General features: G+C 50.3%; 24 protein-coding genes and 1 tRNA gene. 13 read left to right on the plus strand and 12 right to left on the minus strand.

The window, feature by feature from the left end; all coding sequences use genetic code 11:
* Window positions 1-7 precede the first annotated feature (7 nt).
* Window positions 8-1,237, plus strand: a complete 1,230-nt coding sequence (locus AC286M_RS11745; protein ID WP_488204571.1) for an FtsW/RodA/SpoVE family cell cycle protein — start codon at window positions 8-10, stop codon at window positions 1,235-1,237.
* A gap of 23 nt (window positions 1,238-1,260) precedes the next feature.
* On the opposite strand, the gene AC286M_RS11750 is transcribed toward AC286M_RS11745, so the two are convergent.
* Window positions 1,261-3,156, minus strand: a complete 1,896-nt coding sequence (locus AC286M_RS11750) for a choice-of-anchor Q domain-containing protein (RefSeq protein ID WP_488204572.1) — start codon at window positions 3,154-3,156, stop codon at window positions 1,261-1,263.
* A 222-nt stretch (window positions 3,157-3,378) separates the two neighbouring features.
* Here AC286M_RS11750 and AC286M_RS11755 point away from each other — a divergent pair, with 222 nt between their 5' ends.
* A complete protein-coding gene (locus AC286M_RS11755) occupies window positions 3,379-4,203 on the plus strand; it encodes a PHP domain-containing protein (RefSeq protein WP_488204573.1) in 825 nt (274 codons plus the stop codon).
* A gap of 201 nt (window positions 4,204-4,404) precedes the next feature.
* Here the strand turns inward: AC286M_RS11755 and psbA are convergent, their stop codons facing one another.
* The 6 genes from psbA to AC286M_RS11785 all read right to left on the minus strand — a co-directional run bounded on the left by psbA (window position 4,405) and on the right by AC286M_RS11785 (window position 12,968).
* On the minus strand, window positions 4,405-5,487 hold the full coding sequence (psbA, locus tag AC286M_RS11760) for a photosystem II reaction center subunit D1 (protein ID WP_488204574.1): 1,083 nt from the start codon (window positions 5,485-5,487) through the stop codon (window positions 4,405-4,407).
* Window positions 5,488-5,680: 193 nt separating this feature from the next.
* Window positions 5,681-8,410 carry a coiled-coil domain-containing protein gene (locus AC286M_RS11765; protein ID WP_488204575.1) on the minus strand — a complete coding sequence of 910 codons (2,730 nt, stop codon included), beginning with the start codon at window positions 8,408-8,410 and terminating at the stop codon, window positions 5,681-5,683.
* Between the two features lie 242 nt (window positions 8,411-8,652).
* Window positions 8,653-10,716, minus strand: coding sequence for a caspase family protein (locus AC286M_RS11770; protein ID WP_488204576.1), 2,064 nt, complete (start codon window positions 10,714-10,716; stop codon window positions 8,653-8,655).
* A gap of 172 nt (window positions 10,717-10,888) precedes the next feature.
* Window positions 10,889-11,839: a peptide chain release factor N(5)-glutamine methyltransferase gene (gene prmC, locus AC286M_RS11775; RefSeq protein WP_488204577.1), complete on the minus strand. Its 951-nt coding sequence runs from the start codon at window positions 11,837-11,839 to the stop codon at window positions 10,889-10,891.
* Between the two features lie 10 nt (window positions 11,840-11,849).
* Window positions 11,850-12,611 (minus strand): Tic22 family protein, encoded by a 762-nt coding sequence (locus AC286M_RS11780; RefSeq protein WP_488204578.1) that lies wholly within the window; start codon window positions 12,609-12,611, stop codon window positions 11,850-11,852.
* Window positions 12,612-12,894: 283 nt separating this feature from the next.
* Window positions 12,895-12,968: transfer RNA gene (locus AC286M_RS11785), tRNA-Pro, on the minus strand.
* Window positions 12,969-13,830: 862 nt separating this feature from the next.
* Here AC286M_RS11785 and AC286M_RS11790 point away from each other — a divergent pair.
* The 3 genes from AC286M_RS11790 to AC286M_RS11800 all read left to right on the plus strand — a co-directional run bounded on the left by AC286M_RS11790 (window position 13,831) and on the right by AC286M_RS11800 (window position 15,231).
* Window positions 13,831-14,259 (plus strand): hypothetical protein, encoded by a 429-nt coding sequence (locus AC286M_RS11790; protein WP_488204579.1) that lies wholly within the window; start codon window positions 13,831-13,833, stop codon window positions 14,257-14,259.
* Between the two features lie 165 nt (window positions 14,260-14,424).
* Window positions 14,425-14,685, plus strand: a complete 261-nt coding sequence (locus tag AC286M_RS11795; RefSeq protein ID WP_488204580.1) for a DUF29 family protein — start codon at window positions 14,425-14,427, stop codon at window positions 14,683-14,685.
* An 87-nt stretch (window positions 14,686-14,772) separates the two neighbouring features.
* Entirely contained in the window at window positions 14,773-15,231 is a 459-nt protein-coding gene (locus AC286M_RS11800; RefSeq protein ID WP_488204581.1) for a DUF4332 domain-containing protein, read from the plus strand.
* Between the two features lie 96 nt (window positions 15,232-15,327).
* Here the strand turns inward: AC286M_RS11800 and AC286M_RS11805 are convergent, their stop codons facing one another.
* The gene (locus tag AC286M_RS11805; RefSeq protein ID WP_488204582.1) at window positions 15,328-15,843 is read right to left on the minus strand and encodes a GNAT family N-acetyltransferase; all 516 of its coding nucleotides are present in this window, start codon (window positions 15,841-15,843) and stop codon (window positions 15,328-15,330) included.
* Between the two features lie 427 nt (window positions 15,844-16,270).
* Between AC286M_RS11805 and AC286M_RS11810 the strand changes: the two genes are divergently transcribed.
* Window positions 16,271-16,996: an ACT domain-containing protein gene (locus AC286M_RS11810; RefSeq protein ID WP_488204583.1), complete on the plus strand. Its 726-nt coding sequence runs from the start codon at window positions 16,271-16,273 to the stop codon at window positions 16,994-16,996.
* 232 nt (window positions 16,997-17,228) lie between these two features.
* Window positions 17,229-18,125, plus strand: coding sequence for an alpha/beta fold hydrolase (locus AC286M_RS11815; RefSeq protein ID WP_488204584.1), 897 nt, complete (start codon window positions 17,229-17,231; stop codon window positions 18,123-18,125).
* A gap of 296 nt (window positions 18,126-18,421) precedes the next feature.
* Here the strand turns inward: AC286M_RS11815 and tsaD are convergent, their stop codons facing one another.
* Complete coding sequence (gene tsaD, locus AC286M_RS11820; RefSeq protein WP_488204585.1) at window positions 18,422-19,477, minus strand: tRNA (adenosine(37)-N6)-threonylcarbamoyltransferase complex transferase subunit TsaD; 1,056 nt, start codon at window positions 19,475-19,477, stop codon at window positions 18,422-18,424.
* A gap of 175 nt (window positions 19,478-19,652) precedes the next feature.
* Between tsaD and AC286M_RS11825 the strand changes: the two genes are divergently transcribed.
* From AC286M_RS11825 to AC286M_RS11835, 3 genes are all read left to right on the plus strand, one after another.
* Window positions 19,653-20,138 carry a Photosystem I reaction center subunit III gene (locus AC286M_RS11825; RefSeq protein ID WP_488204586.1) on the plus strand — a complete coding sequence of 162 codons (486 nt, stop codon included), beginning with the start codon at window positions 19,653-19,655 and terminating at the stop codon, window positions 20,136-20,138.
* Between the two features lie 38 nt (window positions 20,139-20,176).
* Complete coding sequence (gene psaJ / locus AC286M_RS11830; RefSeq protein WP_488204587.1) at window positions 20,177-20,305, plus strand: photosystem I reaction center subunit IX; 129 nt, start codon at window positions 20,177-20,179, stop codon at window positions 20,303-20,305.
* Between the two features lie 302 nt (window positions 20,306-20,607).
* On the plus strand, window positions 20,608-21,090 hold the full coding sequence (locus AC286M_RS11835) for a photosystem I reaction center subunit XI (RefSeq protein WP_488204588.1): 483 nt from the start codon (window positions 20,608-20,610) through the stop codon (window positions 21,088-21,090).
* 258 nt (window positions 21,091-21,348) lie between these two features.
* Here AC286M_RS11835 and AC286M_RS11840 read toward each other — a convergent pair whose 3' ends face one another.
* Complete coding sequence (locus AC286M_RS11840; protein ID WP_488204589.1) at window positions 21,349-21,834, minus strand: Coq4 family protein; 486 nt, start codon at window positions 21,832-21,834, stop codon at window positions 21,349-21,351.
* 212 nt (window positions 21,835-22,046) lie between these two features.
* Here AC286M_RS11840 and cofG point away from each other — a divergent pair, with 212 nt between their 5' ends.
* Entirely contained in the window at window positions 22,047-23,033 is a 987-nt protein-coding gene (cofG, locus tag AC286M_RS11845; protein WP_488204590.1) for a 7,8-didemethyl-8-hydroxy-5-deazariboflavin synthase subunit CofG, read from the plus strand.
* A 162-nt stretch (window positions 23,034-23,195) separates the two neighbouring features.
* On the opposite strand, the gene AC286M_RS11850 is transcribed toward cofG, so the two are convergent.
* Entirely contained in the window at window positions 23,196-23,525 is a 330-nt protein-coding gene (locus AC286M_RS11850) for a hypothetical protein (RefSeq protein WP_488204591.1), read from the minus strand.
* A 266-nt stretch (window positions 23,526-23,791) separates the two neighbouring features.
* On the opposite strand from AC286M_RS11850, the gene AC286M_RS11855 reads away from it, so the two are divergent.
* A complete protein-coding gene (locus tag AC286M_RS11855) occupies window positions 23,792-24,025 on the plus strand; it encodes a hypothetical protein (RefSeq protein ID WP_488204592.1) in 234 nt (77 codons plus the stop codon).
* Between the two features lie 547 nt (window positions 24,026-24,572).
* Entirely contained in the window at window positions 24,573-25,481 is a 909-nt protein-coding gene (gene hetR / locus AC286M_RS11860; RefSeq protein ID WP_488204593.1) for a heterocyst differentiation master regulator HetR, read from the plus strand.
* An 80-nt stretch (window positions 25,482-25,561) separates the two neighbouring features.
* Here hetR and AC286M_RS11865 read toward each other — a convergent pair whose 3' ends face one another.
* Window positions 25,562-26,422, minus strand: a complete 861-nt coding sequence (locus tag AC286M_RS11865; RefSeq protein ID WP_488204594.1) for a TIGR01548 family HAD-type hydrolase — start codon at window positions 26,420-26,422, stop codon at window positions 25,562-25,564.
* Between the last annotated feature and the right edge of the window lie 35 nt (window positions 26,423-26,457).

The following is a 26,457-nucleotide window of genomic DNA, read 5'->3' on the forward strand; positions in this document are numbered from 1 at the left end:
TTGCCCTGTGGACGTTCGTCGTTTTATTCCCTTTCTCGATCCTGCCGTCAAAACCTGGTCATTTGAAGCGAGGCTCTTGCAGTGGCTGACCTTTCTCTGGCTTTCGGTGGGACTGATCGTTCTCTTTTCTGCCTCATATCCGATCGCAGATGCCGACTTTGGCGATGGCCTGTACTACGTCAAACGCCAGCTGGTCTGGGTCGCCATTGGCATGGTTGGTTTTGGCTTAATTGTGCGCACGTCTGTGCGATACCTAATGGGCATTGCGGGCATTGGCCTGATTATTTGCCTGTGCATGATTGTTGCCACTTTGCTACCGGGTTCTGGTACGACAGTGAATGGAGCCACGCGCTGGTTATCTCTCGGTAAGTTCCTGGTTCAGCCATCCGAGCTGATTAAACCCTTCTTGATTTTGCAGGGAGCCTACGTATTCGGGAAATGGCATCGTCTCACGCCGCTGGTGCGGGGTTTTTGGCTCAGCCTATTTGCACTGACCCTCGGCTGCATTTTGCTACAGCCCAATCTCAGTACCGCAGCCCTTTGCGGTATGCTGCTCTGGCTGATTGCTCTAGCAGCTGATATTCCCTACTTTTACCTAGCCGGAACTGCGATCGCAGGTTTAATGCTAGCAATAATCAGCATTGGCAGTAATGAATATCAGCGGAAACGGGTCACATCGTTCCTCAATCCCTGGGCCGATCCGCGACAAGACGGCTATCAGCTTGTGCAAAGTTTGCTTGCTGTCGGCTCTGGCCGCATTTGGGGCACTGGCTTTGGCCTGTCGCAGCAGAAGCTGTTTTATCTGCCGATTCAATACACAGACTTCATCTTTGCTGTATTTGCGGAAGAATTTGGTCTAGTGGGCTGTGCGCTACTGCTCCTCATGCTGGTGGCTTACGCCACTGTCGCCTTAAGAGTTGCGCTCAAATCCCAGCAGCAGGTCTACCGCTTGATTGCAATGGGCTGCACGGTTCTACTCGTAGGACAAGCGTTCCTAAACATCGGTGTCGCGACTGGCGCATTGCCCACAACGGGCTTACCCTTTCCCCTGTTTAGCTACGGCGGCAACTCAGTTCTGGCGAGTCTGATTACAGCGGCTCTGCTCGTGCGAGTGGCACGTGAAAGTAACGAAGCTGATGTTGTTTCAATTACTACTCGCCGCCCTCGCCGTAGCCGAGAAGAACGCCGCTCAGCCGTCAAGGATGCCCTAAATGAACCTTCACCCTGGGCTCGCTAATCGTCGTTATTCCTAGTTTTCGCTTAAATCACAGCATCCCAACCTGCACCAGCCGAAGCCACAATAGAATTATCCGTCTTGACTCCATTGTCGATAAACCAGCTCACGGCATTGTAGTTTGACTCATTGAACCACAGCAGGTCATCAACCACTCCATCTCCATCTAGATCACTCACACCTTCGACTTCCCAACTCGTCGGAGCTGTATCAGTAAAAGTGAAGTTGCCAGTCCTCTGGGTGCCATCGGTCGTCCAAACCAGAGTCTGTCCCGTTTGATAGTTGCGCCAGACGATGTCGTCAATGTTGCCATCGGCTTCAAAATCACCCACACCCTGAGCTTTCCAAGCGGTGCTGACTGAGCCAAAGTCAATGTTGCCGACCCTTGTGGTGCCATTCATGGTCCAGACAATCGTTTTGCCAGTGGTCTGATTGCGCCAGAGGATGTCATCAGCAAAGCCGGAGTGGTCAAAGTCACCGACGCCTTGAATTTGCCAATCTGTATTTGTGACGGCATCGAGTGGAGTACTCCCAACTTTGTTGACACCATCCATGAACCAGACGACATTGCGACCATCTGCCGTGTTGCGCCAGAGGATATCGTTGCGCTGGCCATCGTTATCAAAATCACCGACTCCGACAGTTGTCCAATCTGGGCTGGAGACCGTATCACCGGCGGGGCCACCTCCTAGTTTTTCGGAGCCATCGGTAAACCAGATGTTGGTCAATCCTCGGCTAGCGTTGCGCCAGACAATGTCAGGCTGATTATCACCGTCGAAATCTGTGATGTTTGTCGCTGTTGATGTTGACTGAATCTCAAAAGCACCAATATCGATACCGGTACCTTGCGATCGCAAAAATCCATTACCGCGTTGATCTGTTGTCAAACTATTTGGGTTACTGCCCGCATCAATCGCGGGACTACTTGTGAGGAGCGCATGAGTCTGAGTTAAACCACCGTTATCCGCTAATGCACCTAAAACCGGATCGATAGGATTTGCCCCCGTACCGACCAAATCGCCGTTAGTTCCATCGGTAAAGCCGCTAGCCCCAGCTCCATTCCCGATTAAGTTGTTGCCATTACTTGTAAAACTTGCGCCGCCAATGTCGCTGCCATTCACATTGCCCGCAATGATCGTACTGGTGACCGTTGATGTGGTGGTAACCGTTTGATCGGCGTTATAAACTCCACCCCCTCCGGCAAACGCTGAATTGTTGGTAATCGTGCTATTGCTAATTGTGGCGTTACCCACAGTGTTAGCAATGCCCCCACCAACTCCAAGATTCGCGGTATTTCCGCTAATGGTACTGTTGGCAATAACAAGAATACCGTCGTTGCGGATAGCTCCCCCGTTACGAGCTGCATTACCGCTGAGAGTACTGTTCTCAATGGTTGTACTGGCCCCAACTGTGTTGATGATGGCACCACCACCACTGGTAACAGTCGTGCCTACGGAGCTGTTACCCGCTAGCGTGCTGTTACTGATGAAGAGGGTGCCGTCATTGCGGATGGCTCCGCCATCATCAGCGGACGTATTACCGCTCAGAATACTGTTATTGAGGATTAAATTTTCACGGTTCCAGATGCCCGCACCATCATTACTACCAGTTGTTACTCCACCCGTAATCGTTAGACCACTAAGCGTGATATTTAGCTGAGTATTCGTCCCGTCATTAATATTAAACACACGGGCAGCGTTGTTTCCGCTGACGGTCAGTTGATCAGCCCCTAAACCACTGATCATGATTGCATCACTGATCGTCAGCTCTCCACCAGTCAGTAAAATAGTTTGACCGCTGAGGCTAGCATCAAACGTGATTGTATCGGTTCCAGGATTGGTATTAGCATCTAAAATTGCCTGCCGTAAAGAGCCGATACCACTGTCATTTGTGTTGATAACGGAATAGATAGTCGCAGCCATGTGTGTAGGGAATTAAATGACGTAATCCTGCTTATAATTCCCTTCAAAATGAGAAACTGGCTGCTATCAAGGCTAATACTTCACAGTCTGCTCATATTTTTCGACAAATCTAGAGTTCCCCATCGACACGATCTAGGGTGGAAGAAGGCCAACTAGGTTAGAGTGATGGCATCGTGACCTGATTGAAGTTTTGAAGCTGCGTAAAGTTGCGTCGTTTTTATCATGCTGGAACTGCACTGCCACACAACCTGCTCCGACGGTACTCTGACTCCGACTGAACTGGTGCAAGCTGCGATCGCAGCCGGAGTTAGAGCGCTTGCCATTACTGATCACGACTCCATTGCTGGCTGGGAAGAGGCGAATCAGGCTGCGGGATCACAGCTCGAAATCGTACCAGGACTAGAGCTAAGCACGGTGTGGCAAGAGCGATCCTTGCATATTCTCGGCTTTTATCCCAATCCGGCTAAACTTCAGTCCCCCCTGCAGGAGCGTGTTGCAGGCCGAATTCGGCGGGCTTATCAAATGGCTGAGAAACTGGCGGCTTTGGGCTATCCCATTGAGGTTCCTCAACCCAAAGGGAACCTAGCTCCCGGACGTCCCCACGTCGCCGCCGCACTCGTCAAGGCAGGTTATGTCAAGACCAGTCAAGAAGCCTTTGAACGCTGGCTGCGAGACGACGGGCCAGCTTATGTCCCCTATGAAAAGTTTTCGGCTACTGAGGGAATTCAGCTCCTGCGCCAATGTGGAGCTGTTTCGGTATGGGCGCACCCTTTTCTATTTCGTGGTGGAACGGTTAAACAGGTCTTACCCGAGTTAGTTAAGGCTGGCCTAATGGGAGTGGAAGTGTATCATCCCAGCCACTCTGTCTCAGACGTCAGACAGCTAGAAGAACTTTGTCATGAGTATGATTTGCTGATGACAGGCGGCAGCGACTATCACGGGCCAAATCCCGATTCTCTTGGTGCTCAGACTCAACTAAACCAGATGCAGCTACCGCTTGACTTACTAGAGCCTCTAAAACAAGCAGCGGCTTCACTGGATAGGTGATACGAAAACCAGAGTAGGGTAGGTGAGGAGTGAGGAGCAAGGCGTGAGGTGTCAGGCTAATTCAATTGCACTCAGTCCCACTACTCAGCGCTAATCTCATCTGTAGCGCTCATTCCTAGCTCTCGGTTGGGGACACCCAACAAAAAAGAGCCCCTTATCGAGGGGCTCTTTTCGCTATTCAAGCACTAACACATTGGGCAATTAGCCGTTGATGGCAGGTGCTTGTAGAGCCACAGGCTCAGCCTCAACAGAGGCCAGGTCAAGCGGGAAGTTGTGAGCATTGCGCTCGTGCATCACTTCCATACCCAGGTTCGCCCGGTTGATCACATCCGCCCAGGTGCCAATCACACGACCCTGTGAGTCGATGATCGACTGGTTGAAGTTGAAGCCGTTCAGGTTGAACGCCATCGTGCTGATGCCCAACGCGGTGAACCAGATGCCCACTACAGGCCATGCCGCTAGGAAGAAGTGCAAGGAACGGCTGTTGTTGAAGCTGGCATATTGGAAGATGAGACGACCGAAGTAGCCGTGCGCTGCCACGATGTTGTAGGTCTCTTCTTCTTGACCAAACTTATAGCCGTAGTTCTGAGACTCGGTCTCAGTGGTCTCACGCACCAGAGAGCTGGTTACCAAAGAACCGTGCATGGCGGAGAACAAGCTGCCGCCGAAGACGCCTGCCACACCCAGCATGTGGAAGGGGTGCATCAAGATGTTGTGCTCTGCTTGGAACACGAACATGAAGTTGAAGGTACCCGAGATTCCCAGAGGCATACCATCAGAGAAGGAGCCTTGGCCCAAGGGATAGATCAAGAAGACCGCAGATGCGGCTGCAACGGGTGCAGAGTAGGCTACTGCAATCCAAGGACGCATACCCAGACGGTAAGAGAGTTCCCACTCACGACCCATGTAGCAGAAGACGCCAATGAGGAAGTGGAAGATAACCAACTGGTAGGGGCCACCGTTGTACAACCACTCATCGAGGGAAGCGGCTTCCCAGATGGGGTAGAAGTGCAGACCGATAGCATTAGAGGAAGGAACAACAGCACCGGAGATGATGTTGTTGCCGTACATCAGAGAGCCAGCTACGGGCTCACGGATACCGTCGATGTCGACGGGGGGTGCTGCAATAAATGCAATCACGAAGCAGGTGGTCGCGGTTAAGAGGGTGGGGATCATCAACACGCCGAACCAGCCTACATAGAGGCGGTTGTCGGTGCTCGTTACCCACTGACAGAACCGCTCCCACAGGTTGGCGCTACTGCGCTGCTGTAAGGTAGTCGTCATAGTTTATGAGTGCTATATATTTCTAAGTACAAGCGGAACGTTGCGCTCCGTATCCTTATATTAACAGATAGTGAAGTTTTGTAAAGGAAAATGAGATTAGGCCTGCTAATCTGTGTGATTAAGTCAGCTTAATAGTGTTCCTCAGTAGCAGGCAGATACCGAATCGATTCTTCTGCGTTATCGGGATTCTGCGTTATCGGGAATTGGTAGTGCCGAATTCTACATCAGGTGGGATTGGCGAACCTGCTTCATCAAGTGGATCAAGCTCGACTGGAGCCAATTGCGATTCTAAGCTTTGAATGAGCTGTTGGGCCGATTCGTAGCCAGATGTGTCGGACGGAATCCGTTTGGCAATTGCGATCGCATCTTCTGGATCTGATATAGCTTCTGCATTGGCCTGTCGTAACAATTCCTGGCTCCATACATTCCGCATTTGGTTAGCTTCACTGCGGCTACTGCTACTAGCAGGCACCTGATCAGCCAGCTGAATGGCATCGGCTAGACCGTTGATGGTACCGATACTGGCCGAGCGATAGGCATCCTGGAGCACCTGCTGCCCTCGGACTTGATTCCGCCAGCGGCGAATTTCACCTTGTGCCTCATCATATAGCGTTCGCCCCGAGGTAATTCGCTCTGCTGTGGCAATGGCGGCATCAATATTGCCGGAGCGAGCCAACATCTTAGCTTCCTCCAGAATGGGTTGATCTTCAGCCGTTTCGACTCGCTGACGCCAAGCCCGAATCTTCGTTTGCGCATCGTCATAGAGCGCACGTCCTGAGCGAATATTGCTGGCCTCTGCGATCGCATTTTTTAATGAATTTGTATCGCCATTGGTCGCAATCTGCTCGGCTCGGTCGAGATAAGGCCGATCTTCAATAATTTCGACTTGGCGTGTCCATTGAGCAATTTCATCCTGTGCTTCTTCCCAGCGGGGATTTGTACGCGGAATCAGTTGCGCTTCTGCGATCGCAGCCGTCAGATCCCCTAGCGTACCGGGAGCCGCTAATTGACGCGCCCAGTTCAGCCGCGCCAAATCCTGAATTTCCAGTTCCCAACGGCTGATCAACTGCTGAGCCTTGCTATATAAGGCACTGTTGGCAGCCAGCTGCTGAGCTTCCAAGATAGCGCGCTGAAGATCGCCCTGCTGTCCTTCCCCGGCTTGACGAACGGCTCTGGCTAAGATCAGGAAATCCCGCACCTTGGTTTTCATGTCGCCTTCCGCCGGAATCTTATTGGCAATGGAGATGGCATCGTTGGAGTAGCCCTGGTCAAGCGTATCAATTGCCAGAACGTACATCCGTTCGATGAACTCACCAATTGCTTTTTGAGCTTCCTCGTAGACATAGCTCTCGGGCTTAATAGCTTTGGCCATTTCAATCGCTTTGAGGATCGCATCGGCTGTATTTCGACGAGCCATGCTGCGGGCTTCGACCAGTTTTGCACCGTCGCGCCGCGCGGAGGTGATGTTGTTCGTCAGCTCCTGATAGCGGGTTGTGGCCCAGTAGTCGTTGCCCACTTCTAGGAGGTCAACGGAACGGGCAAAGGCTTCTCGGAAGTTGCCATCCCGTAGAGCGTCCTCTGCCTGTTTATAAATTGATTCGGCCTCCGACCAGATGGTTTTCCAGCGCTGAATCCGCTCATCTACGAGTTTTGCAGACGAAGTCTGGGCCGGGATGCGTTTGGCAGTTGCGATCGCAGTTTCTAGATCGCCTTTGTGGAAGCTTTCTTCGGCAAGCTCCAAAATATCAACTGACCACAGCTCTAGTTGATGATCAATTTCTTGCCGCATCGGATGGTCGTCTGGCAGATCTTCAATAAGTGCGATCGCGGCCAGTAAATCCTCAATCGTACGCTTGTCAGCGGCAACCTGGGCGCAGTAGAGCCGCAGCGAGGCCGAAGCCGTCGGTAAGAAAATCGCGGGACAATTGGGCAATCCCGGCAATCGCAGCAGATAGGCCGCCGCAACACCTGCCACGCCCGTGGTGGAGATCAAAGCCACGATGCCCCAAAACTGCCAGCGCTTGAATACGCCTAATGAGGGTAAGAATGCGCGGAAGAAGGTTCTAGAGCTCGATTCATTCACTGGCGGCTGTACCCGATAATCTGGCTGAGCATTGAGTGATGGATCAGCCTCATCTGGATCAGAATCTTCGTATTCGTCGTAATCAGCCTCATCCGACCAGTCCGCTTGCTCATGGTTGCCGTAACTGCCGTACTGGTTACCAGAGCTAGAATAATGGGCCGCGACTGGCTGAGGGGGGACACCATAATTGCCAGTCCCATTGCCAGCCACATAATCACTCGCACCGTAGCTCCCTGCTGTCTGTCCTCGCGTTGGATAGCCGATGGCTTGGGGATTAACGGGCTGGCGGTGAACCGGATTGACGTTCATGTTGTGACCATTTGGCCCATAACCGTTGACTGGCTGACCGTGAGGATAAGCTTGACTGGTGCTCTGTCGGTTTACGGTATGGCCTGCCCCGTAATTACCTGGCTGTTGTTGACCTGACTGTTGTTGCCCTAACTGTTGTTGAAGAGACGGAGCGCTATCGGCGTGATATCGATTCGTTTCGTAATTGCTCGTTGCATCATTCGTCTCGTAGCCATTCGATTCATACCCATTGAGATGAGGTAACTGCGGCAGACGTGGAGAACTGTAGTGTTGAGCTTGATAAGGTTGAGCTTGATGATGCTTAACTGGATGGCTGCGACGAGTCGCGGATTCATCTGCAGAACCTGAAGCCGTCGTATTCCACGGATCATCAACGGGTAATGGAGGCTGAGTCGCATTGCTCTTCTGACCGTTTTGAGCTCTGGACTGACCGTATCCATGACCATTGGCACGGTTTGAAGACGGCGATGGGGACGGTTGCCCTTGACGAGGGTCAAACTCTGGGTTTGATTGTCTACCACGTTGAGTCATAGAGTTGTCGTCCACCAAATTTTAGATAGGTAGAGGCTAATTAGAGGTTAATTGAATACAGACGGGATAGTGCATCCGGCCTAGGAACCATTGTGGCTAGTATAACGGTCGGTATCCGAGAATCGATTGGGGATAGTTGGGCTAGATGGATCCGGTCGCAATGAGTAACGGCCATTAAAGATACCAGGCTGAGGCAGATTTGAATGTATATGTTCGAAATTATTAAGCGTCCTGATTGCGTCTTAGGATTGCTCTCGCCAGCGCTGAATTTCTTGCTGAGCCTGATCATAGGCAACCGTATTGGCTGGAACCAGTTGAGCGGCCTGAATGGCAGAGGCAAACTGACCCTGAGCGGCTCTGGCCCGTGCGATCGCAAGCATATCGCGGCTCCACTGGCTGATCAGCGGTTGAGCTTGGGAATATTCCGGCTGTTCTGGTCGAATTGGCTGGAGCCAACGAATGGCTTTTTGATAGGTATTCGCCTGTCCGGGCTGAATCAACGCTTTGGCCTCAGCAATACGCGCCTGAGCATCCTTCTGAATTTGCCACTGAGAGATGCGGGCTTGGGCTTGCCGATAGATTTCAGCTTGATCCGGCGGCACAAGTTCAGCGGCTGCGATCGCAGCATTTAAATTGCCCTGCGCCGCCCGTCCCTCAGCCAAGTCAAGAATGACTTGACTCCAGCGCTGAATACTTTGCTGTGCTTCGTCATAGAGCGGTTGATTGGGGGGAATCCGCCGAGCAGCTTCAATGGCTTGATTAAAAGTAGACGCTTGATTTAAGCGAATGGGAGCTTTCGCCGCATTGAGCAGTGCTTGGTTGGCACGCGTCGCGCTTTCCAATTGCGCTGCAACCGATTGCCGCAGCACAGTGTAGGCTTCATCTCGCCGTGATTCTGGCACCTGATCTAACCAGTTGAGCGCGTCTTGATAGCGTCCCTCCCCAGCCGCAGCTTGAGCATTTTCAATCGCCTGATTGGGGCGGACGTTGTCATTCTCACCCCGGTTGAACAAATTAGTTAGCGATCGCAATCCACCTGTCTCGGATTCACCTGCTTCTGTTTCACCCGTTTCAGCGTCAGGATTGGACTGATCTGTTTCAGCCGTATCTTCAGCCGTATTCCCAGCCGCATCGCCATTGGTCGCCGAGGGATCAGAGGGGGGGATAGCCGTTGTGTCTTCAGTTGGAGCCGGACTTTGATCAGTGCCCTCACCCGTCGCTTCACTAGGTTCGCCGTCCCCAACTGGGGTGATGGGTTCAACGATATCGGCATCAGGTTCAGATTCAGGATCGGAAAAAATTGGGAAATTGCGGGCAATCATCAGGACTGCGATGATGAGCGCTACCCCACCCCACAGTAAAAGCTGCTTCCAGAGTCCGTCTGAAAGGCTAGTACTAGTGGGTTCAGCCGTAGATTCAATCGTTACTAATGCTGAACTTTGCTGGGGGGGCGAGTTGGGCGCAATCGGATTAGGTGGCACCGTTGGTATGCCGCCGTTAGCGCCATTGGGGAACGCTGGCCTAGAGGTAGACCCTCCAGCGGTCGCTCCTGCCCCAACCATGATTGGCACAGCACTTGGCAAGAGCGCCATCTTCTGAGTGTGAGTCGGAATCACTGTCACAGGCTCCTGGACAGGTCGCCAGTGATGCTGACTCAGCTCAGGCAAGCGAGCGCTTAAGTAATTGGTCACATTATCTAAAGTGGGTGGCTGAGATTGGCGCAGACTTTCCAGCAGCGCATGGGTGAATAATCCCGCCCGCAGCATGATGGTTTCATGGGAAAACTGACCAGGCTGGCAGGACAGGATAGTTGCAACCTGCTGCTGGTCGGCTAACTCTAGCGTTTGCTGACCGACCGGAATTTCATCAAGCTGGCCCTGGCTGCGATTGATATCCAGCACCAGCAGCCGATGAGCGGTTGGTAACTGCTGCAGCTGGTCGATCACGTCAGAAAGCGCGATCGCAGATTGAGGCAGGCGGTTGGGATCACCATCGATCGGCATGAAATAATCCTGTCCCTGCGATCGCACCCCATAGCCACAGAGATAGAGCCACACCACATCATCGGCTTGAACGGCACCAAGAACACGACCGATCCAATCCCGGATTGTCGTTTGCGATGGATAGGTCGAAATGTCGTTAATAGCTGGCGAAAAATCACTGAGGAGGATACAGCGATCGGCTGCAATCTCTCCCGCTTCTATCAAGAAGCGGTGCAGCGTCTGAGCATCTCGCTGTGCATAGAGCAACGGTTGTAGATGCTGATAATTATTGATTCCAACAAGAAGCGCCCAATGCTGAGTCATGGCCAACTCACTAGCAGTCTAATTTTCGAATAATGTGCCCAGACAATAACACAGACTGACAAACTCGGCAGGACTTCATGACGAAAAGCTAAAGATCGATATGTTGAAGTTCATCACAATCACTAGAAGGAGCAGTTGGCGATGCTGTCCGCCCGTAACTAGCCGAGCATTTTTAGCGCCGATAGGCCAGGGCAAACCGATCGAGTCCTGCATAGTCTGGGTGAATCTGAACCGTGGTGAACCCCTCACTTTGCTGCAAAATCTGGGCCACATCCTCACCTTGTCCCGCCATAATTTCGAACAGCAAGAGCCCTCCAGGTTTCAAGTAAAGCGCTGCCGTTTTCACAATATGGCGAATACAGTCCAACCCGTCTTGGCCCCCGTCTAGTGCCAAATGTGGCTCATGCTCAACTACCTCAGCCTGTAGCGTCAGCACCGTCTGACTCGGAATATACGGCGGATTCGACAGAATAGCCGTGAACTGTCCTTGCAAATGCACCAGCGGTTCGAACCAACTTCCCTGATAAAACTGAATCCGCGATCGCAACTTATACCGCTCAGCATTCAACTGTGCGATCGCAAGGGCTTCGCGGCTGTAATCCACGGCATGAATGTGAGCGTCGGGCATTGCTTCGGCTAGACCTAGTGCGATCGCACCGCTGCCCGTACCCAAATCGGCCCAGTGGCCTTGTTCGGGATTGGCTAATTCCGTTTGCTGAATGGCAGAGATCGCCAAATCGATGATCGATTCCGTTTCCGGTCGCGGAATTAAGACCGCAGGTGAGACCACTAGCTCAAAATTGCGCCAAGGAGCTGAACCGATCAAATACTGGAGCGGCATACGCTGCTCAACCCGCTGCTGCCAAATTTGGTCTAATTCGGCCAGTGAAACTTTTGCTTTAACTTCCGACTGCTGAACATCGGAGCCGAGCCGCAGGGCTAAGCGATCCAGGGCCGTGACTGACGTGAGTAACCAATCGAGTTCGGTGGGAGGGATGTCAAATGCGATCGCAGATTGACGGGCCTGCCGTCGCCACTGAAAAAGTGCTGGTCCTTCAATAGAATGCACCCATCCCTGATCCAACAGAGATGGGTGCTGAAACTCAGAATCTGAGTTGCTCATGACAATAGGATTACTGTCCAGATGGCCCTGACTGCAGCGAGCGAATATACTCGACTGAGTCAGCCGGTGGAATCAGCATAATCTGTTCCAAATCAGGATTATCGCTGCTTTCCATGGTTGCAATTACACCCTGTAGGCTCACAACCTGAATTTCAACATTACCTGCTAGATCACTTTGCTGCTGTTCAACTCGATCCAGTAGACGCTGGAGTCCTTCCCGCTCAAAGTAAACCGGGATCACCTGCTGATTTTCGCTGGTTACGGTCAAATATCCGCCATCAGCCGTAGAGCGAGCCAAAAATAGCGGCACGCCATTGAACTGTTCAACGCTAATCTCTTGGCCGCTGCTTTGTAAAAGCTCAACCGCCGATTGAATTTGCGAATCATCTGCAAAATAAGCAAATTGCAGACCTGCATTTTCTTGGCTGCTGCGCTGTGCAAGCTGATAAACTTGACCGAGTGAAACGGGCGTCACCTGAACGTTACCGGCCACTTCGGGATCTTGCTGGGTTACACGATTGAGAAAGCTTTGAGCATCCTCTTGGCTAAGAAATACACCAGCCACGGCACCCTGCCCTTCTCCATCTTGGGGCGATGCAACTAAAGGCGAACCTTGTGCATCCGTAATTGTGAATACAGGGACAGCGGCCAGCTTCTCAATAATCTGCTCTTGGGTTAGCGCCAACGCTTCCAAACCACTTGCGAGAAGAGAACAGGCCACAGCACCACCGATTAAACCTGCTGTTTTTCCCCACCGGATCAATGCTTTCATAAGTTCTCCTGATAACGATATTGGAAAAATCGTCTCAATGGTCTCAATGTACGATCGACAAACTCGATTCCTTGCATGTTAACTGTAACCAAAGTTTGCTTTGGCTAAAGTCGATTCATTTAAAATCCATCTTCTGGATGATAATGCAAGAAAACTGAGACTGACTGAGCAAGTCCTGCAATCTGAGGACTCAGATTAACACAATTTAATTGTGTTATACACCGAAGACTATGAATCGGCTGCCTGAGTTCCAGTGAAACAAATAATGGATTTGATTAATAAATCGGGATGACAGGATTTGAACCTGCGACATCCTGCTCCCAAAGCAGGCGCGCTACCAAGCTGCGCTACATCCCGTAACACGTCCACCAGTATATCACAGGTTTCCCTAGAACGTGCTTAGGGCTTTCTGGACTAGATTTGGCCTGATCTGAATAGCCTAGTGTCCCCACTAGGAACGATGGCAATCAACAAGGAAACAACCGTAAGAGTTGAGGTTAGCCTCTCCCATGAGGCCAAGGAAGCGCTAGCCGCGATCGCAGCTAAGCAGGGCATACGCTAAGTCTGCTGATAGCAGAAGCAGCCCTAGAACGGCATCTATTGAACTGTAAGTGGGGTAGATAACCCTATAAGGATGCTGAGTCAGCAGATAGCAGCATTAGAGGATCGACTTAAGGAGATACAGCCAGCACAGCCAGTACCAGAGAAGCCACCAAAGGCCGTTAGGAAGCGTTCTAGGGCTGATTATAAGCTAGGCTTCCTAGGAGCGATTGAGGCCGATCCGGTAGTGGCTATAGATGATCCGGTAGCAGCTAGCAACATCAGGAAGCCCTAGCAGAGGGTAAGCCGCTCCATATCGATAACCTAGTGATCCGGTTCGGTGGCGATCGCAGCCTTAAGGCTAGACTCTGCCAGCTAGGGGAGAGATGGGAAACTGTTTGAGGGCGATCTAGGGAAAGCCCAGAAGGTAGAGGCTGTAACCTCTGGGCTAGATCCGGATCGGCTTCCTTGGATGCCTACGGCTGCTGATAGGGGTTGGTGGGTGCAAAGGGATGCCCCAGGGTTTGTGAGGGAGATCCTAGACAACTAGGAAGGATGTACGATAGTACGGTTATAGTACGGCTTTCTCTACTAGGCAAAATAAAAGTCTTAGCAATAACCTAGCGGCTATATGCACATAACAGTGCTTTATGCAAACAGAATCGGATGAGGGCTAAATATGTATACAAATGATATTCCGAATAGCGATCCGCTTAAAGAACTGATAGAGAAAATCCAGGGTAAGGGCTGGGAACTTCCTAAACTGCCTCCAGATGAGCTGCTGCTATTCCGAAACGAGGCCAAGAAATGTATGGAGGAGGGCAGCGATCCTAAATGGGCTTATTGGCGGCTATTTGTAGCAGCATTTGATGGAGCTGAGGCTAGGCCAAGTAATGAACCTATACTTCTATCCAAACCAAAAGGTGGTAAAGATGTGACTGCTGAGGAACTATTACATCTTTTTTCCTATTACATCATCATGCCGCCATTAGCAGAAGGGTTTACAGAGGGCTTTTTTATTGCGATGTTCAAAGGATGGGTACACCATCTACAGAGAGTAAATAAAGTGTCACAGAAAGCCTTTAAAAGCGGGATAGCCATCTATTGATGCTTTCTGTGTTGTAAGCACTTCCAAGTCAACATCTATGTTTTGTAACCCTATTCAGTCTCTTGGATGGGGTTTCTTTTATGCTGCCAACGGTACACCTTTAGCGGTTCACGGTTCATAGATGGGTGTACTAAGGGTGAACTGCCTTAAACCCCTGCTGTGCGTATGTTTCACCCCTGGCGATTCACGGTTCACCCTATAAATGCAAAGACTTTCATTGTTGAACAACGGCTGAGAATCCGAGATCTGCTTGCTGATAGTCCAAGCCTTCGTTCCTGTTTAGCCGCTGAAGTCGATCACTGCTACGGCAACGCCTGTCAACTTGCTGCTGCTGAAACGGGTTTGACGTTAGAGACATTTGCCTCAAACATTCCCTTTTCGAGATCGGGCATTCTGGTCGATGAGTTTTTCCCAGATGTAAGCTAACCATCAATTTCGTAAAGGTACTTTACGAAAACCCTAAGATAACTGGGTTTCTTACCGATGGAGTTGCCTCGCGATAGACTGAAACATATGAGTCCATCTTCTAGAGCAAAACCACAGCCATCGGATGCGTTTCCCTGTCGGTATTGGCGCATTCAGAACTTGCCAGGTTTATCGACTGAATATCAGCAGCGGTTAATTGATATTGGCATTGAGAACACGCTTCAGCTGTTGCAGCGGGGTAAAACGCAGGCGTTGCGGCAGCAGTTGGCCAACCAGCTTAATCTGCATGTGCAACATGTCAATCGCTGGGTGGCACTGGCAGATTTAGCGCAGGTGCCTGACGTTGGCTGTCAGCACTGCGGGGTGTTGCTGCATTCCGGCATTGCGTCAGTACAGGTTTTAGCCCATACGTCTCCACAGCAGCTATTTCGGCAAACCCGCAAGTTCTACGTTGCCAATTTGCAGCGGACGGATTTGTGTCCCAAAGTTGAAGACATCAGCCACTGGATCGCTCAAGCGCGATCGCTCTGTCAATCCGCCTATTAATCCTTAAACCTTAAGACTAAACCTGAAGAAGGGGAAATGCATCGCACTTCCCCTTGTATTTGAATCAAGGTATTTGAATACAATCGGCGTCCCAGCTTAGTCAGGATACCAAAACATTCCTTTGATGCCTTCAGGGTCGGGCATAAAGCCAAGCTGCTTATAAAATTCCACAACGTGAGGATCGGCAAACAACGTAACATTGCTAATGTCTTCGCTGCGGAGCTTCTTAATCAGTTGTTTCATGAGCGCTTTGCCTAAACCACGTCCTTGAAAATCGGGATGAACAACAACATCCCAAATTGTGGCATTGAAGGCATGATCCGATGTCGCCCGCGAGAATCCAATCAGGCGGCGACGATTGCCCCGTACCTCCCACATCGATACGACCAAAAAGCTGTATTGAATCGCTTTTTTGACCTTACGCAGCGGGCGGCGAGACCAGCCAACTGCGTCACAAAGCTCTTCTAGGTCATACAGGTCGATGTCTCGTTCAGTGCTGAACACGATCCGAGCCTCATCGTTGTTGTCCTCAGCAAGCACTTCGTCGGTCAATGTTGGTATGGACGTAGGGGACGAGTCTGGGGTGGTGAATAAGCTTTTCCAAAAACCCATGCAGACGTACGTGATGATTAGGCGTTAGAAACACAGTACTAGCTAGTATATCCTCGAACGCTTCTATCACGCCGCTAGACTTGCGATTTTCGACCTATCCTGGAATCAATTGAGATACTGGATGTTTTCCCGGTTTGCCCGCTGCTTTGAGATTTAGGATAGATAAGAGTTATAGTGTTGCGATCGCAGATCCAGATCGGTTTCGGATGGGTGTTCTACTATATGGATCGCTATATTAGGTCTATCTACATTAGATATATACTACATTAAAAATCTGCATCCATCAGTGCTTGAGTTTGGGTTTGTAATTCGGTAGTGATATTCACCTTTTATGTAGTATGGGCAGAAGCCCATACTACACGACAGCATTCAGACTACCTGTGATATTTCGGTCGGTTTATTTGGCAAGGAAGGCAAGATCCCCATCATGGCTGCGGGTTTAAAACCAGTAACGCTAGATCTGCTAAAGCGCTTCAATCGGGCTTTTCCTCAGTTCTATGAGCAATTTGTCAGCAGCGAAATTCAGCTGCAAAATCTTCGTTTGGCCTATCAGCTCTACAAGCGAAAGCAAGCCGTCATTGAACTGAAGCCAGAAGGAAACAAAAGCGCGCTCCATTTTGCCTATCGCAATCAGTCCTTCCTGCTCAGTGACATCTTTGGGGTGCTGGCAGCCTATGGTTTAACCATTCACAGCCTCAGCCTCTATGGGCAAATTTATCCTCCGATGCTGGTGTTTATCAAGCTGGTGGTTTCCCGCAGTGGCAAAGCGCTGACGGACAAGACGGCTGACAATGTCTGCCGCGCCATCCGGGAGGCGCTGGCGGGACGGTTTGAAGTGGAAGAAATGCTAGCCGTCGAATTTAACCTGGATGCAGGTCTAGAACAGGTTGAGACAGAATTTTACGTTGATCCGGTATTTCACCTGCCGGCGCTATTGATCGAAGCAGACAACCAGCCAGGGCTGTTTTACAAGGTTATGTACGCCGTTTGGCAGGAAGATTTACTGGTTGTAAACGCTAACTTACTGGTTTGGCGGGGACGTACCCGCCTAATTTTGTATCTGCTGGGGCCAAACGAAAACTTGATCCCAGAGTATATCGGCCACAAAATTGCCGAATGCATGAAACAGCGGCTGCTGGCCCAGGATTATTAGTCAGTATTCAAGACGTGAGGAGGTGCTGAGTGCAGTGTGAGGCGTATTTTGTTCACTCAGCACTCAGCACTGGATCCCTCTGTAGCGCCCAATTGCAGAACTGGTACTCGTAGCTTTTTCAGCTACAAACGCCCGCCCAGCTTGGTATCAATGATCACATTCGCTTGGTCAGGACATCAATTCATGCAATGATCGGTACAATTGCTTATTTATTGTGATTGCATCGGAATCAATGCCAGTCATTACGGTCAATCAGGTTTCTCATACCTATGAGCGCTTCGGCGATCAGGCTGCTCCGGCGCTGATATTTGTGCATGGCTGGTTGCTCAGCCGTCACTACTGGCAGCCAGTTGTGCAGCAACTCGTGGATCAGTTTCAGTGCATCACCTATGACCTGCGCGGATTTGGCGAGTCTTTGGAAACGGCGACGAATGAATCTGGTGCCGAGGATTGCGATCGCAACTACACCCTGCAAGCCTATGCTAAGGATTTGAGCGGCCTGTTGGATCAGCTTAATATTACGAATGCCTGGATCATTGGACATTCCCTGGGCGGCAGCGTCGCCATTTGGGCCGCCCATCTTGATCCGGAGCGAATTCAGGGCGTGATTTGCATCAATGCTGGCGGTGGGATTTACCTGAAGAACGAATTTGAGAAGTTTCGGGCCGTTGGTCAACAACTGGTGAAATTTCGGCCCCGCTGGCTCAGCCAGATGCCGCTCATCGACTGGGTGTTTGCCCGCGATAGCGTCGCTCGCCCCGTGGCCCGTCGCTGGGGACGGCAGCGTTTGATTGATTTTGTCAAGGCCGATGCCGCAGCGGCACGGGGAGCACTGCTCACGTCTACAACTGAGGAAGAAGTGCATCGACTGCCGCAAATCGTGGCGGGTTTAGAACAGCCGCTCCACTTTATCGCTGGAGCACAAGATACGGTGATGGAACCGCAGTACGTACGGCATTTAGCTAGCTTTCACCCATCATTTCAGCAACAGGCTGCGAATGTGACGGAACTGGACAACTGCGGCCATCTCTCGATGATTGAACAGCCGCTTCAGGTGGCGCAAACCATTCGCTCAGTTGTGCAGCAGCACCAGCAATCTGAGCAGCAGTCTAATACGCTGTCGGCTTGAGGGGAGATTGTGAAGGTTGTAAAGGGCTGTAGAGGCTGTAAAGGGCTGTAAAGACTTAGCACTTGGAATGGTGAGGAGAGAGGAGTAAGGCGTATTCTGTCACTCAACACTCAGGAGCTTGGATTTAATGAAGCCGTAACCTGTAGGGGCGGGTTTTGCCGTCAACTCTATGACAAGGTGCAGATGTATCTGCTAAACCCGCCCCTACCAGATATCGAACTGATTTAATTCATAATCTTCAGCACTCAGTCCTCAACACTCGGCACTGTACCTCATCTTCAGCAGTTCTGAGTTCTTCACAAAACGGATGAGCCATATAGCTCCATCACGCGGGTGATATCCAGGCGGGACTGCACCGACAGGCTCAGCGGCGATCGATGGCCCTGATTGAAGTGATCGGCAGCGGCGCAGCCAATCATGGCGGCATTGTCCGTACAGAACTTGAGCGGTGGAAATAGAACCTTAAGCTGGTGTTCGGCGGCGGCCTGCTGGAGATGATGGCGCAGGCGACTGTTCGCGGCCACTCCGCCACCCACGGCAATTGTTTCTAGACCGTAATCCAGCGCACAGCGAATGGCCCGCTTCGTAAGCGATTTAGCAACGGTTTCTTGAAAACTAGCGGCAATGTCGGCCACAGGTAATGGTTCCACAGCCTCTCGCTCCAGCTTTTCCGTTAGCCGCAGCACGGCTGTTTTTAAGCCGCTAAAGCTGGAATCGTAAGGATGAAAGCCACCTTTGGGTAACGAAATGTTACCTTCGGGCAGGGGAAATGCGATCGCATTTCCTTCTTTCGACAGCTTGTCGATCACTGGCCCACCGGGATAGCCCAGTTTTAGTAACCGCGCCACCTTATCGAACGCCTCACCTGCTGCATCATCACGGGTTTGACCAATGGTTTCGTACTCACCACAGGCTTTGACATGAATCAAGCTGGTATGGCCACCCGATACCAGTAGGCACAAAAACGGCGGTGCTAACTCCGGCTCACTCAGATAGGAGGCGTAGATATGCCCTTCCAGATGGTGAACACCCAAAAACGGCTTTTCATGCACCATCGCCAGCGTTTTAGCCGCCGTGACGCCAACGAGCAGTGCTCCGATTAACCCTGGAGCACAGGTGGCTGCGATGCCGTCAATATCGGCCCAAGTGGCATCTGCATCGGCTAGAGCCTGTGCGATCGCATCATTAATTGTCTCCAAATGATGACGCGAGGCGACTTCCGGTACAACACCACCGTAGCGACGGTGAATTTCAATCTGTGACGCAACAACATTACTCAGCACTCGACGATCATCAACCAGCGCCACCGCCGTTTCGTCACAACTCGTTTCAAGTGCCAAAATTTTTGCCATTAACTGGTACGTTTTTTAATACGTGTTCTAATGCGTAAACTCTTCTTACAAGCTCATCTTTACGCAGATGGCTTAGAAGAGTATGATTACGGCGAAGTTCGCCTCTAATTGCGTACAAATAACTTAACGTTTTGTACACCAAACTTTGTCCTTTGTAATAAAAGGAAATATTTCTATGCGACGACTGTTTGCTGTATTACTCATTGTCTGTTTGTGGTTTGGATTTGCTCCATCCGCATCTGCTGATGTTGCAGGATTAACTCCTTGCAACGAATCTCCAGCCTTCCAACAGCGTGCTGCTAATGCGCGCAATGAAGCTGCTGCAAAGCGGTTCGAATTCTATGGTCAATCTAATCTCCTCTGTGGCGAAGATGGGCTACCTCATCTCGTTGTTGATGGACGGTTAAGCCATGCTGGAGAATTCATCATTCCCAGCCTCATATTCCTGATCATTGCAGGTTGGATTGGTTGGGCAGGTCGCTCTTATCTTCAAGCAATTCGCAATGAAAAGAGCCCTGAGGATAAGGAAATCATTATTGATGTTCCGCTGGCAATTAAGTGTTCATTAGCTGGAGCAACCTGGCCGTTAGCTGCCATTAAAGAGCTAACGACGGGCGAACTCCTCGCTAAGGACAACGAGATTCCAGTATCCCCTCGCTAGTGTTTAACTAGTCCACCTCTATTGTAGGAGAATGCTTCATGGATAATTTCCTCAAATATCTGTCTACGGCTCCTGTCCTGGCAACTATTTGGATGTTCATTACGGCTGGAATTCTAATTGAATTCAATCGTTTCTTCCCTGATCTCTTGTTCCATCCTTTGCATTAGTGCAAATTGATGCGATCTAACGATCTAAATCGAAGTGGATGAAACGGTATTTTGTGCCGGATTAACGATCGTAATTCAGGTTAACTGTAGTAATTAACTTGTATATGGTTCTGGAAATAAAACGCGCCGATCTAGCCCTGGACTTTTTAGATCTAGCGTTTTAACGTCAGTTTAAATTGCAGGTTGTGAGTGCAACTTTCTATCGTTTTCCTGGTGCGATCGCATTCTTTGTGAATGGGTTGATGATGATCAACACATTTATTCCATTGAATTGAGAGTTTTAGAACAGGAGACAACACGCTATGACGTTTCCCCAAGTGGTTGGCCCCGCTGATGATCCTCAGATTGGCAACCTTGCAACCCCTGTTAATTCATCTGGGTTCACACAAGCACTGATTAATAATCTGCCTGCCTACCGCCCCAACTTATCACCGCTCCGCCGCGGTCTTGAGATTGGAATGGCTCACGGCTATTTGCTGTTTGGGCCATTTGCGCTGCTTGGCCCGCTGCGGGACTCCGACGTTCCCTATCTAGCAGGTTTATTAAGCGCTGCTGGTCTTGTGGTTATTTTAACGGTTTGCCTATCTATTTATGGCAGCACTGGAGTAAACCCACCCGTTGCAACCATCACCAATCCCAATCCTCCCGATTCCTTGAGCACCGATGAGGGCTGGAGTGAATTTGCCGGTGGTTTCCTGGTTGGTGGTATCGGTGGTGCAACATTTGCTTACCTGCTGATGTCGAATTTAACCGTTCTCCAGAGCATTGCAAATAACATTGCATAAGGCACGGTAGCAGATAAATCTGCTGAAGCCAAATTTGAGGTTTACATCATTCAGCAGGAGATCCACATTGGATCTCCTGCTTTGCTTTAAAGCGAGAGCTTGAGTGCGAAAATACAAACAGAGAATTTTGCCCACGCTGTCGAAAAACGCCCCGTTTTATAGCTGTAGTCAGCTTTGTTAGAACACAAGTATGTTTGAGGCGCGGCGAAGCCGCGCCTCAAACATACCCTGACCAATATATGACTATGATAGGTAAAGCTATGAAGCCGCAGCGTTTTCGAATGGCACAACGCCTAGTTTCTGGCGCACCTCATCTAGAGGTGTTGCCCAATCAGACTCAATGTCCCATTCAATTAAGCGATCGGCTAATCGACCATAGCGAATAGCATCGGCAACTTCCCTCAGCGTAAACCGCCGCCGAAATAAACCGACCAGCACAATGATGGCGCTTGATGGACGAAAGACTTGAGCACGAGTAAAGGCTTGCAGAACAAACTCGTCATGTTCAGACGGAGAAAGCCCAGTTAAGACATGCCACACATCATGGGTGCGCTGAATCCAATCACCTGATTCAAACGGCGTGAAACCATTGTCATCATAAAACCGAGCAAGTTCGCGACCAAGCGTACCTTCTGGCAACTGACGTAGTGTCGCCAAATCAATTTCGATTTCACGATGGGGGGCAACTTGAGGATTGATGGTTTGAGCGAGCTTGAGGACAGCATTTGTACGATCGTCTTGCATGGTAGATACTCCGGGGGCAGAGTTAAAACATCAACTACGATCTTCAACAAAGAGGCTGTTGTTTATTTCGGAGATAAACTATTCAATTAACCCGTTAGGGATAGTTTTTAAAGAGATTGATTGACAGATAGAGTCTTAGGTGCTGAATGCGATCGCACCTGTACCTGCACCACAATGAAATTCAGTTTCCAACTCGCATGAGCTATCTTTCATTGTCTACAATTCCACATCAAGCGACTCGTATCGTTACTTACAGTCCGGCATACACACTAGTGCCAACTTACGAGTGCTTTAATCGCTGCCAATACTGCAATTTTCGGGCTGATCCCGGTCAAGATGCGTGGATAACGATTGCGGAAGCACAGCGTCAACTCGAATGGGCGCGATCGCAGGGTGTGATTGAAGTGCTCTTTCTCAGTGGTGAGGTGCATCCCAATAGTCCACGCCGCAGCGCCTGGTTTCAGCGAATTTATGATCTATGTGCTCTGGCGCTGTTGTTGGGCCTCTTGCCTCATACGAACGTGGGGCCAGTCAGTCGAACAGAAATGGAGCAGCTTAAATCCGTCAACGTTTCGATGGGTTTAATGCTGGAACAGCTGACGCCCAAACTATTAGAAACAGTTCATCGCCACGCACCCAGCAAACAGCCCGATCTGCGTCTTCAACAACTAGAGCAGGCTGGCGAACTTCAGATTCCATTTACCACGGGTTTACTGTTAGGAATTGGAGAATCGCAAGCAGACTGGATAGAAACGCTAACTGCGATCGCACAGTGTCATCAAACGTGGGGCCATATTCAAGAAGTAATTTTGCAGCCCCATCGCCCTGGACAGACCCAGAATTGGCCGGGTGAATCGTTTACAACTGAACAATTACTAGATGCGATCGCACTGGCCAAACAACATCTACCTGCCGAAATCACGATTCAGATTCCGCCAAACCTGATTACCGATCCCGAGCGGCTAGGCGACTGTATTGCGGCAGGTGCCCGCGATCTGGGTGGAATTGGTCCCAAGGATGAAGTGAATCCAGACTACCCTCACCCCCACGATCAGCAGTTAACGGCACGGCTGAATGACTTAGGCTGGCACTTAAAGCCGCGATTGCCTATCTATCCCGCCTATGATCGACTGCTGCCGGATCATCTCCAGGCTCACATTCAGTCTTGGCGCAACCGTTTATCCCCGTCACAGCCATAGCAGTCGTTATCACCTGACGTGATCAAACTAGGACAGGTAGTTTTTGAAAAGCCGCGCTGAGCGCGACTTCTCAAAAACTACCTGTCCTGTTTCTACGCGCGTAGTGCTATGCACTATAGCTCTTCCTTGCTCTCTTGCTCCCCCCTACAGATTCTCTGCAGTTCAATCTATCGGTTGTGAGCGATGGCTAGAAACTTGAACGTCTGACTTACACAGTTGCTCAAGTACCTGCTCTGCGGTTATCAGGCGCTTTAGCACAACCTGTCCAATCGTACGCCCTGCTGCATTCCGCACTGCTGTCGTGGGTTTCACTTCCAGCATGAGTACTGCATCTTCAACCTGATACAGCCAGAGCGTTTCGCCCTGTTCCTGAATACAGAGATTGAGTCGCTGTAAATGGGGTTCTCGTCGCCAGCCCAGCTCTTCCCATAGGCCACCAAATCCCCAAATGCGACCGACCGTCCATCCGTCAGTTAAAAAGAAATACTTCATTCGCTCTCACACCATATTTGGCTCATCTAGAAACTATGGGATTTCGTAGCCAGATTTCGTACTCATCATACGGTTCCTGCACTTTTGTTAGCCAAACATTCAGAGAACATTCAGCTTTCAATCGCTCCAGAATTAATTAGATAGATCTCTCGATATGGTGTTGTAATCCTTAAATTTCCGTAATAATACGCAGTCAATATTTCCTGATGTGGTCTCGCACCCCTCGTAACAAGGGGTAGTAGACAACCAATAGGGAACAGCAATCTATGCGTACTCTGCCACTAATCGGCATCTTAATGATGTTGACGGGGATGACACTCATTTCAGAATCGCAGTCCATCTCATCTGCGATCGCACATCGATTTTCTATTCAAAAAAATGCAAATGCTCCAGCTATCGCTGATCGTGGCAGTGGACGGCGGGAATCTCAGTCCTTTTTCTATCTAAAAGATCAGTCAGTGATGTTTGCCCAACGTGGTAGTGGCCGATGCAACGTCTAAGCCATGCTCTCGCTAACGGTATGACCAAGCCAAACAGGTTGATTTAATCTCTGTGGGTCTAATTCCCCGTGGCTTGCCACGTTAGTGGTAGCGCGGGAGTGCGTCCCGAAGGGCAAATTCCGTAATGCCCCGTCCGCTTGCGGCGGGGATAGGAATTTGAGCGCCCCGCGAGATTTACTCTGCGGCTGATCCAAATCATTTATTTCTGTGTCTAAGATCATTACATTCATGTGTCATAGATATGGCATGAAATGAGTAGTTGGTGTATCGTAGACAGCACTTTCAACACGATCACGGCTGAGTAAGTTCAGTGTAAATCATGATGATCTAGCAAAAGACCTCTTTCGATTTACAGTCATTAGAAAATTGGTCTATTTATGCTAGATTCGAACCACAAACCTTGTGATAAGTCGTAAGAAATGGTTTAAGCTGATTATGCTCAGCTAGACGGTGGCTTTTGGGGTTGGAAAACCCTGATAAAGGACAATTTCGCCCACTAAGGCTGTTTATCTAAGGAGTACCCCCTCAAGTGCGATCGCACATCGATATGAGTCAAGATACTAATCTGATTATCCAAAGATTACATCCCAGTTCGATTGATCAGATTTTGCTATACCTTGCCTTCGTGGCAATGCGTACCAGCGGTCATCGACACGGTGCTTTCCTAGATGCAGCGGCTACAGCGGCTAAATGCGCAATCTATACCACTTATATTGAGCAGGGCGAAAACCTGCGCATGACGGGCCATCTGCATCACATTGAACCCAAACGGGTCAAAGTGATTGTCGAGGAAGTGCGGGAAGCCCTAACCGAGGGCAAACTGCTGAAGATGCTGGGATCGCAAGAGCCCCGCTACCTGATTCAGCTTCCTTACTTATGGATGGAAAAATATTCGTGGCAGCCGGGACGCTCTCGCATCTCTAGCACCAGCCTGACGCTAGACGAAAAGCGGCAGATTGAAGAGAAACTGCCGGATGATGTGCCCGATGCTGAGATCATCAATTCGTTTCAGTTTATTGAGCTAATCGAGTTTCTACATGCGCGATCGCAGGAGGAGTTGCCGCCTGAGCGCCGCATGAACCTGAGTGAAGCGCTGGCTGAGCATATTCGCCGCCGCTTGCTGTATTCTGGCACTGTCACGCGCATCGATTCTCCCTGGAGCATGCCATTCTATGCGCTGACGCGAGCATCCTATTCTCCTAGCAGTGACGAAGAGCGATCCTACGTGATGATGGAGGATACGGCCCGCTTCTTCCGCCTGATGCAGGATTGGGCTGATCGCCGTGTCCATACAATGCGAGTATTAGAAGAACTAGAAATTCCATCTGACCAAATTGGCACAGCACTAGATGAGCTAGACGAAATTATTCGTGGCTGGGCCGATAAGTATCACGACAAAAATGGTGAACCGATTGTTCTGCAAATGGCAATTGGTAACCGCGAAAACGAAGTTTAGACGCCCCCTTTTTGTAAAAGCTTCGCGCGGCGGGGCTTCTACAAAAAGGGCTTTGGCTTTCGGTAGCAGATTGTGTATGACTATATGTTGACTGCTTGCAGGCAAGCTTTCACTTGGTCGCGATCGCAGTCTTGCACATTTTTGAATACAACCATTGCTCCGGCTGCTTTGAGCTGTTGCGTATAGCGTTCAGCATAATCAGCTTCCGTTTGAGCATGAGGCGGCAAAATACCAATTCCAATCCAGGTACGGTCTGAATAAGCTTGCTGAGCATTTTTGACGGTTTGCATATCCGCCACGGTATCACCCAAGTACAGCACAGGTAGGTTATTGGGCTGTGGTTCTGGCTGTGCTGTGGAATCGGTCAATGAAGAATTTTGCCAGGATGCCTGAATTTGCTGCACGGTATCCATCAGTCCATTCGGGTCAGGCTTACCAGGAGCATCATCCATTGCAACCAGAATTGGTGATTGTAAACCAAGGCGTTTTTCCAGAATATAGCTAGCTGATCCACGGGTAGCGCCACTGAAAAAGCCCCAGCCAATGCCAGCTTGAGTCAGATGCTGAAAATACTGTGGCTCTGTCAGCAACGGTTCACTGCAAATGTACCCGTTCCACTGATCGGGATTATTTGGGTCTTGACCACGATAGCGGCTCTGGAAAAAGTCCACCATTGCGGCATAGTCGAGATCGAGTTGCGATCGCGCTTTGCCCTGCGCCTCAAAATAGCGGTAGACCATCTCTTGAGACGCTTCCCAATCGTTATTCCAAATGCCCTCAGACTTGAGCTGATCGATATCTGCTGTCGTTGGCCGATAGGCCCCTTGGGTATAGGCTTCAACCGTATCTGCCAGTGCTCGACGATAGGAACCGCTGACATCCCGGATCACCCCATCAATGTCAAAAACGACTAAACTCCACAATTCAGTTTCAGCTTGCATAATTCTCATTCACTTGCGCGATTATCCGGTATGAT

The organism is Thainema salinarum CENA647 (assembly GCF_057732415.1).

Bases quoted from the DNA above. Each gene is read 5' to 3' on its own strand.
- AC286M_RS11790 (WP_488204579.1), top strand. From the start codon at position 13,831: ATGTATACAAATGATATTCCGAATAGCGATCCGCTTAAAGAACTGATA.
- prmC (WP_488204577.1), bottom strand. From the start codon at position 11,839: ATGAGCAACTCAGATTCTGAGTTTCAGCACCCATCTCTGTTGGATCAG.
- AC286M_RS11855 (WP_488204592.1), top strand. From the start codon at position 23,792: ATGCGTACTCTGCCACTAATCGGCATCTTAATGATGTTGACGGGGATG.
- psaJ (WP_488204587.1), top strand. From the start codon at position 20,177: ATGGATAATTTCCTCAAATATCTGTCTACGGCTCCTGTCCTGGCAACT.
- tsaD (WP_488204585.1), bottom strand. From the start codon at position 19,477: ATGGCAAAAATTTTGGCACTTGAAACGAGTTGTGACGAAACGGCGGTG.
- AC286M_RS11810 (WP_488204583.1), top strand. From the start codon at position 16,271: ATGGCTGCGGGTTTAAAACCAGTAACGCTAGATCTGCTAAAGCGCTTC.
- AC286M_RS11800 (WP_488204581.1), top strand. From the start codon at position 14,773: ATGAGTCCATCTTCTAGAGCAAAACCACAGCCATCGGATGCGTTTCCC.
- hetR (WP_488204593.1), top strand. From the start codon at position 24,573: ATGAGTCAAGATACTAATCTGATTATCCAAAGATTACATCCCAGTTCG.
- AC286M_RS11805 (WP_488204582.1), bottom strand. From the start codon at position 15,843: ATGGGTTTTTGGAAAAGCTTATTCACCACCCCAGACTCGTCCCCTACG.
- AC286M_RS11835 (WP_488204588.1), top strand. From the start codon at position 20,608: ATGACGTTTCCCCAAGTGGTTGGCCCCGCTGATGATCCTCAGATTGGC.
- AC286M_RS11755 (WP_488204573.1), top strand. From the start codon at position 3,379: ATGCTGGAACTGCACTGCCACACAACCTGCTCCGACGGTACTCTGACT.
- AC286M_RS11825 (WP_488204586.1), top strand. From the start codon at position 19,653: ATGCGACGACTGTTTGCTGTATTACTCATTGTCTGTTTGTGGTTTGGA.
- AC286M_RS11850 (WP_488204591.1), bottom strand. From the start codon at position 23,525: ATGAAGTATTTCTTTTTAACTGACGGATGGACGGTCGGTCGCATTTGG.
- AC286M_RS11815 (WP_488204584.1), top strand. From the start codon at position 17,229: ATGCCAGTCATTACGGTCAATCAGGTTTCTCATACCTATGAGCGCTTC.
- AC286M_RS11795 (WP_488204580.1), top strand. From the start codon at position 14,425: ATGTTTCACCCCTGGCGATTCACGGTTCACCCTATAAATGCAAAGACT.
- AC286M_RS11840 (WP_488204589.1), bottom strand. From the start codon at position 21,834: ATGCAAGACGATCGTACAAATGCTGTCCTCAAGCTCGCTCAAACCATC.
- AC286M_RS11765 (WP_488204575.1), bottom strand. From the start codon at position 8,410: ATGACTCAACGTGGTAGACAATCAAACCCAGAGTTTGACCCTCGTCAA.
- AC286M_RS11780 (WP_488204578.1), bottom strand. From the start codon at position 12,611: ATGAAAGCATTGATCCGGTGGGGAAAAACAGCAGGTTTAATCGGTGGT.
- AC286M_RS11750 (WP_488204572.1), bottom strand. From the start codon at position 3,156: ATGGCTGCGACTATCTATTCCGTTATCAACACAAATGACAGTGGTATC.
- psbA (WP_488204574.1), bottom strand. From the start codon at position 5,487: ATGACGACTACCTTACAGCAGCGCAGTAGCGCCAACCTGTGGGAGCGG.
- AC286M_RS11770 (WP_488204576.1), bottom strand. From the start codon at position 10,716: ATGACTCAGCATTGGGCGCTTCTTGTTGGAATCAATAATTATCAGCAT.
- AC286M_RS11865 (WP_488204594.1), bottom strand. From the start codon at position 26,422: ATGCAAGCTGAAACTGAATTGTGGAGTTTAGTCGTTTTTGACATTGAT.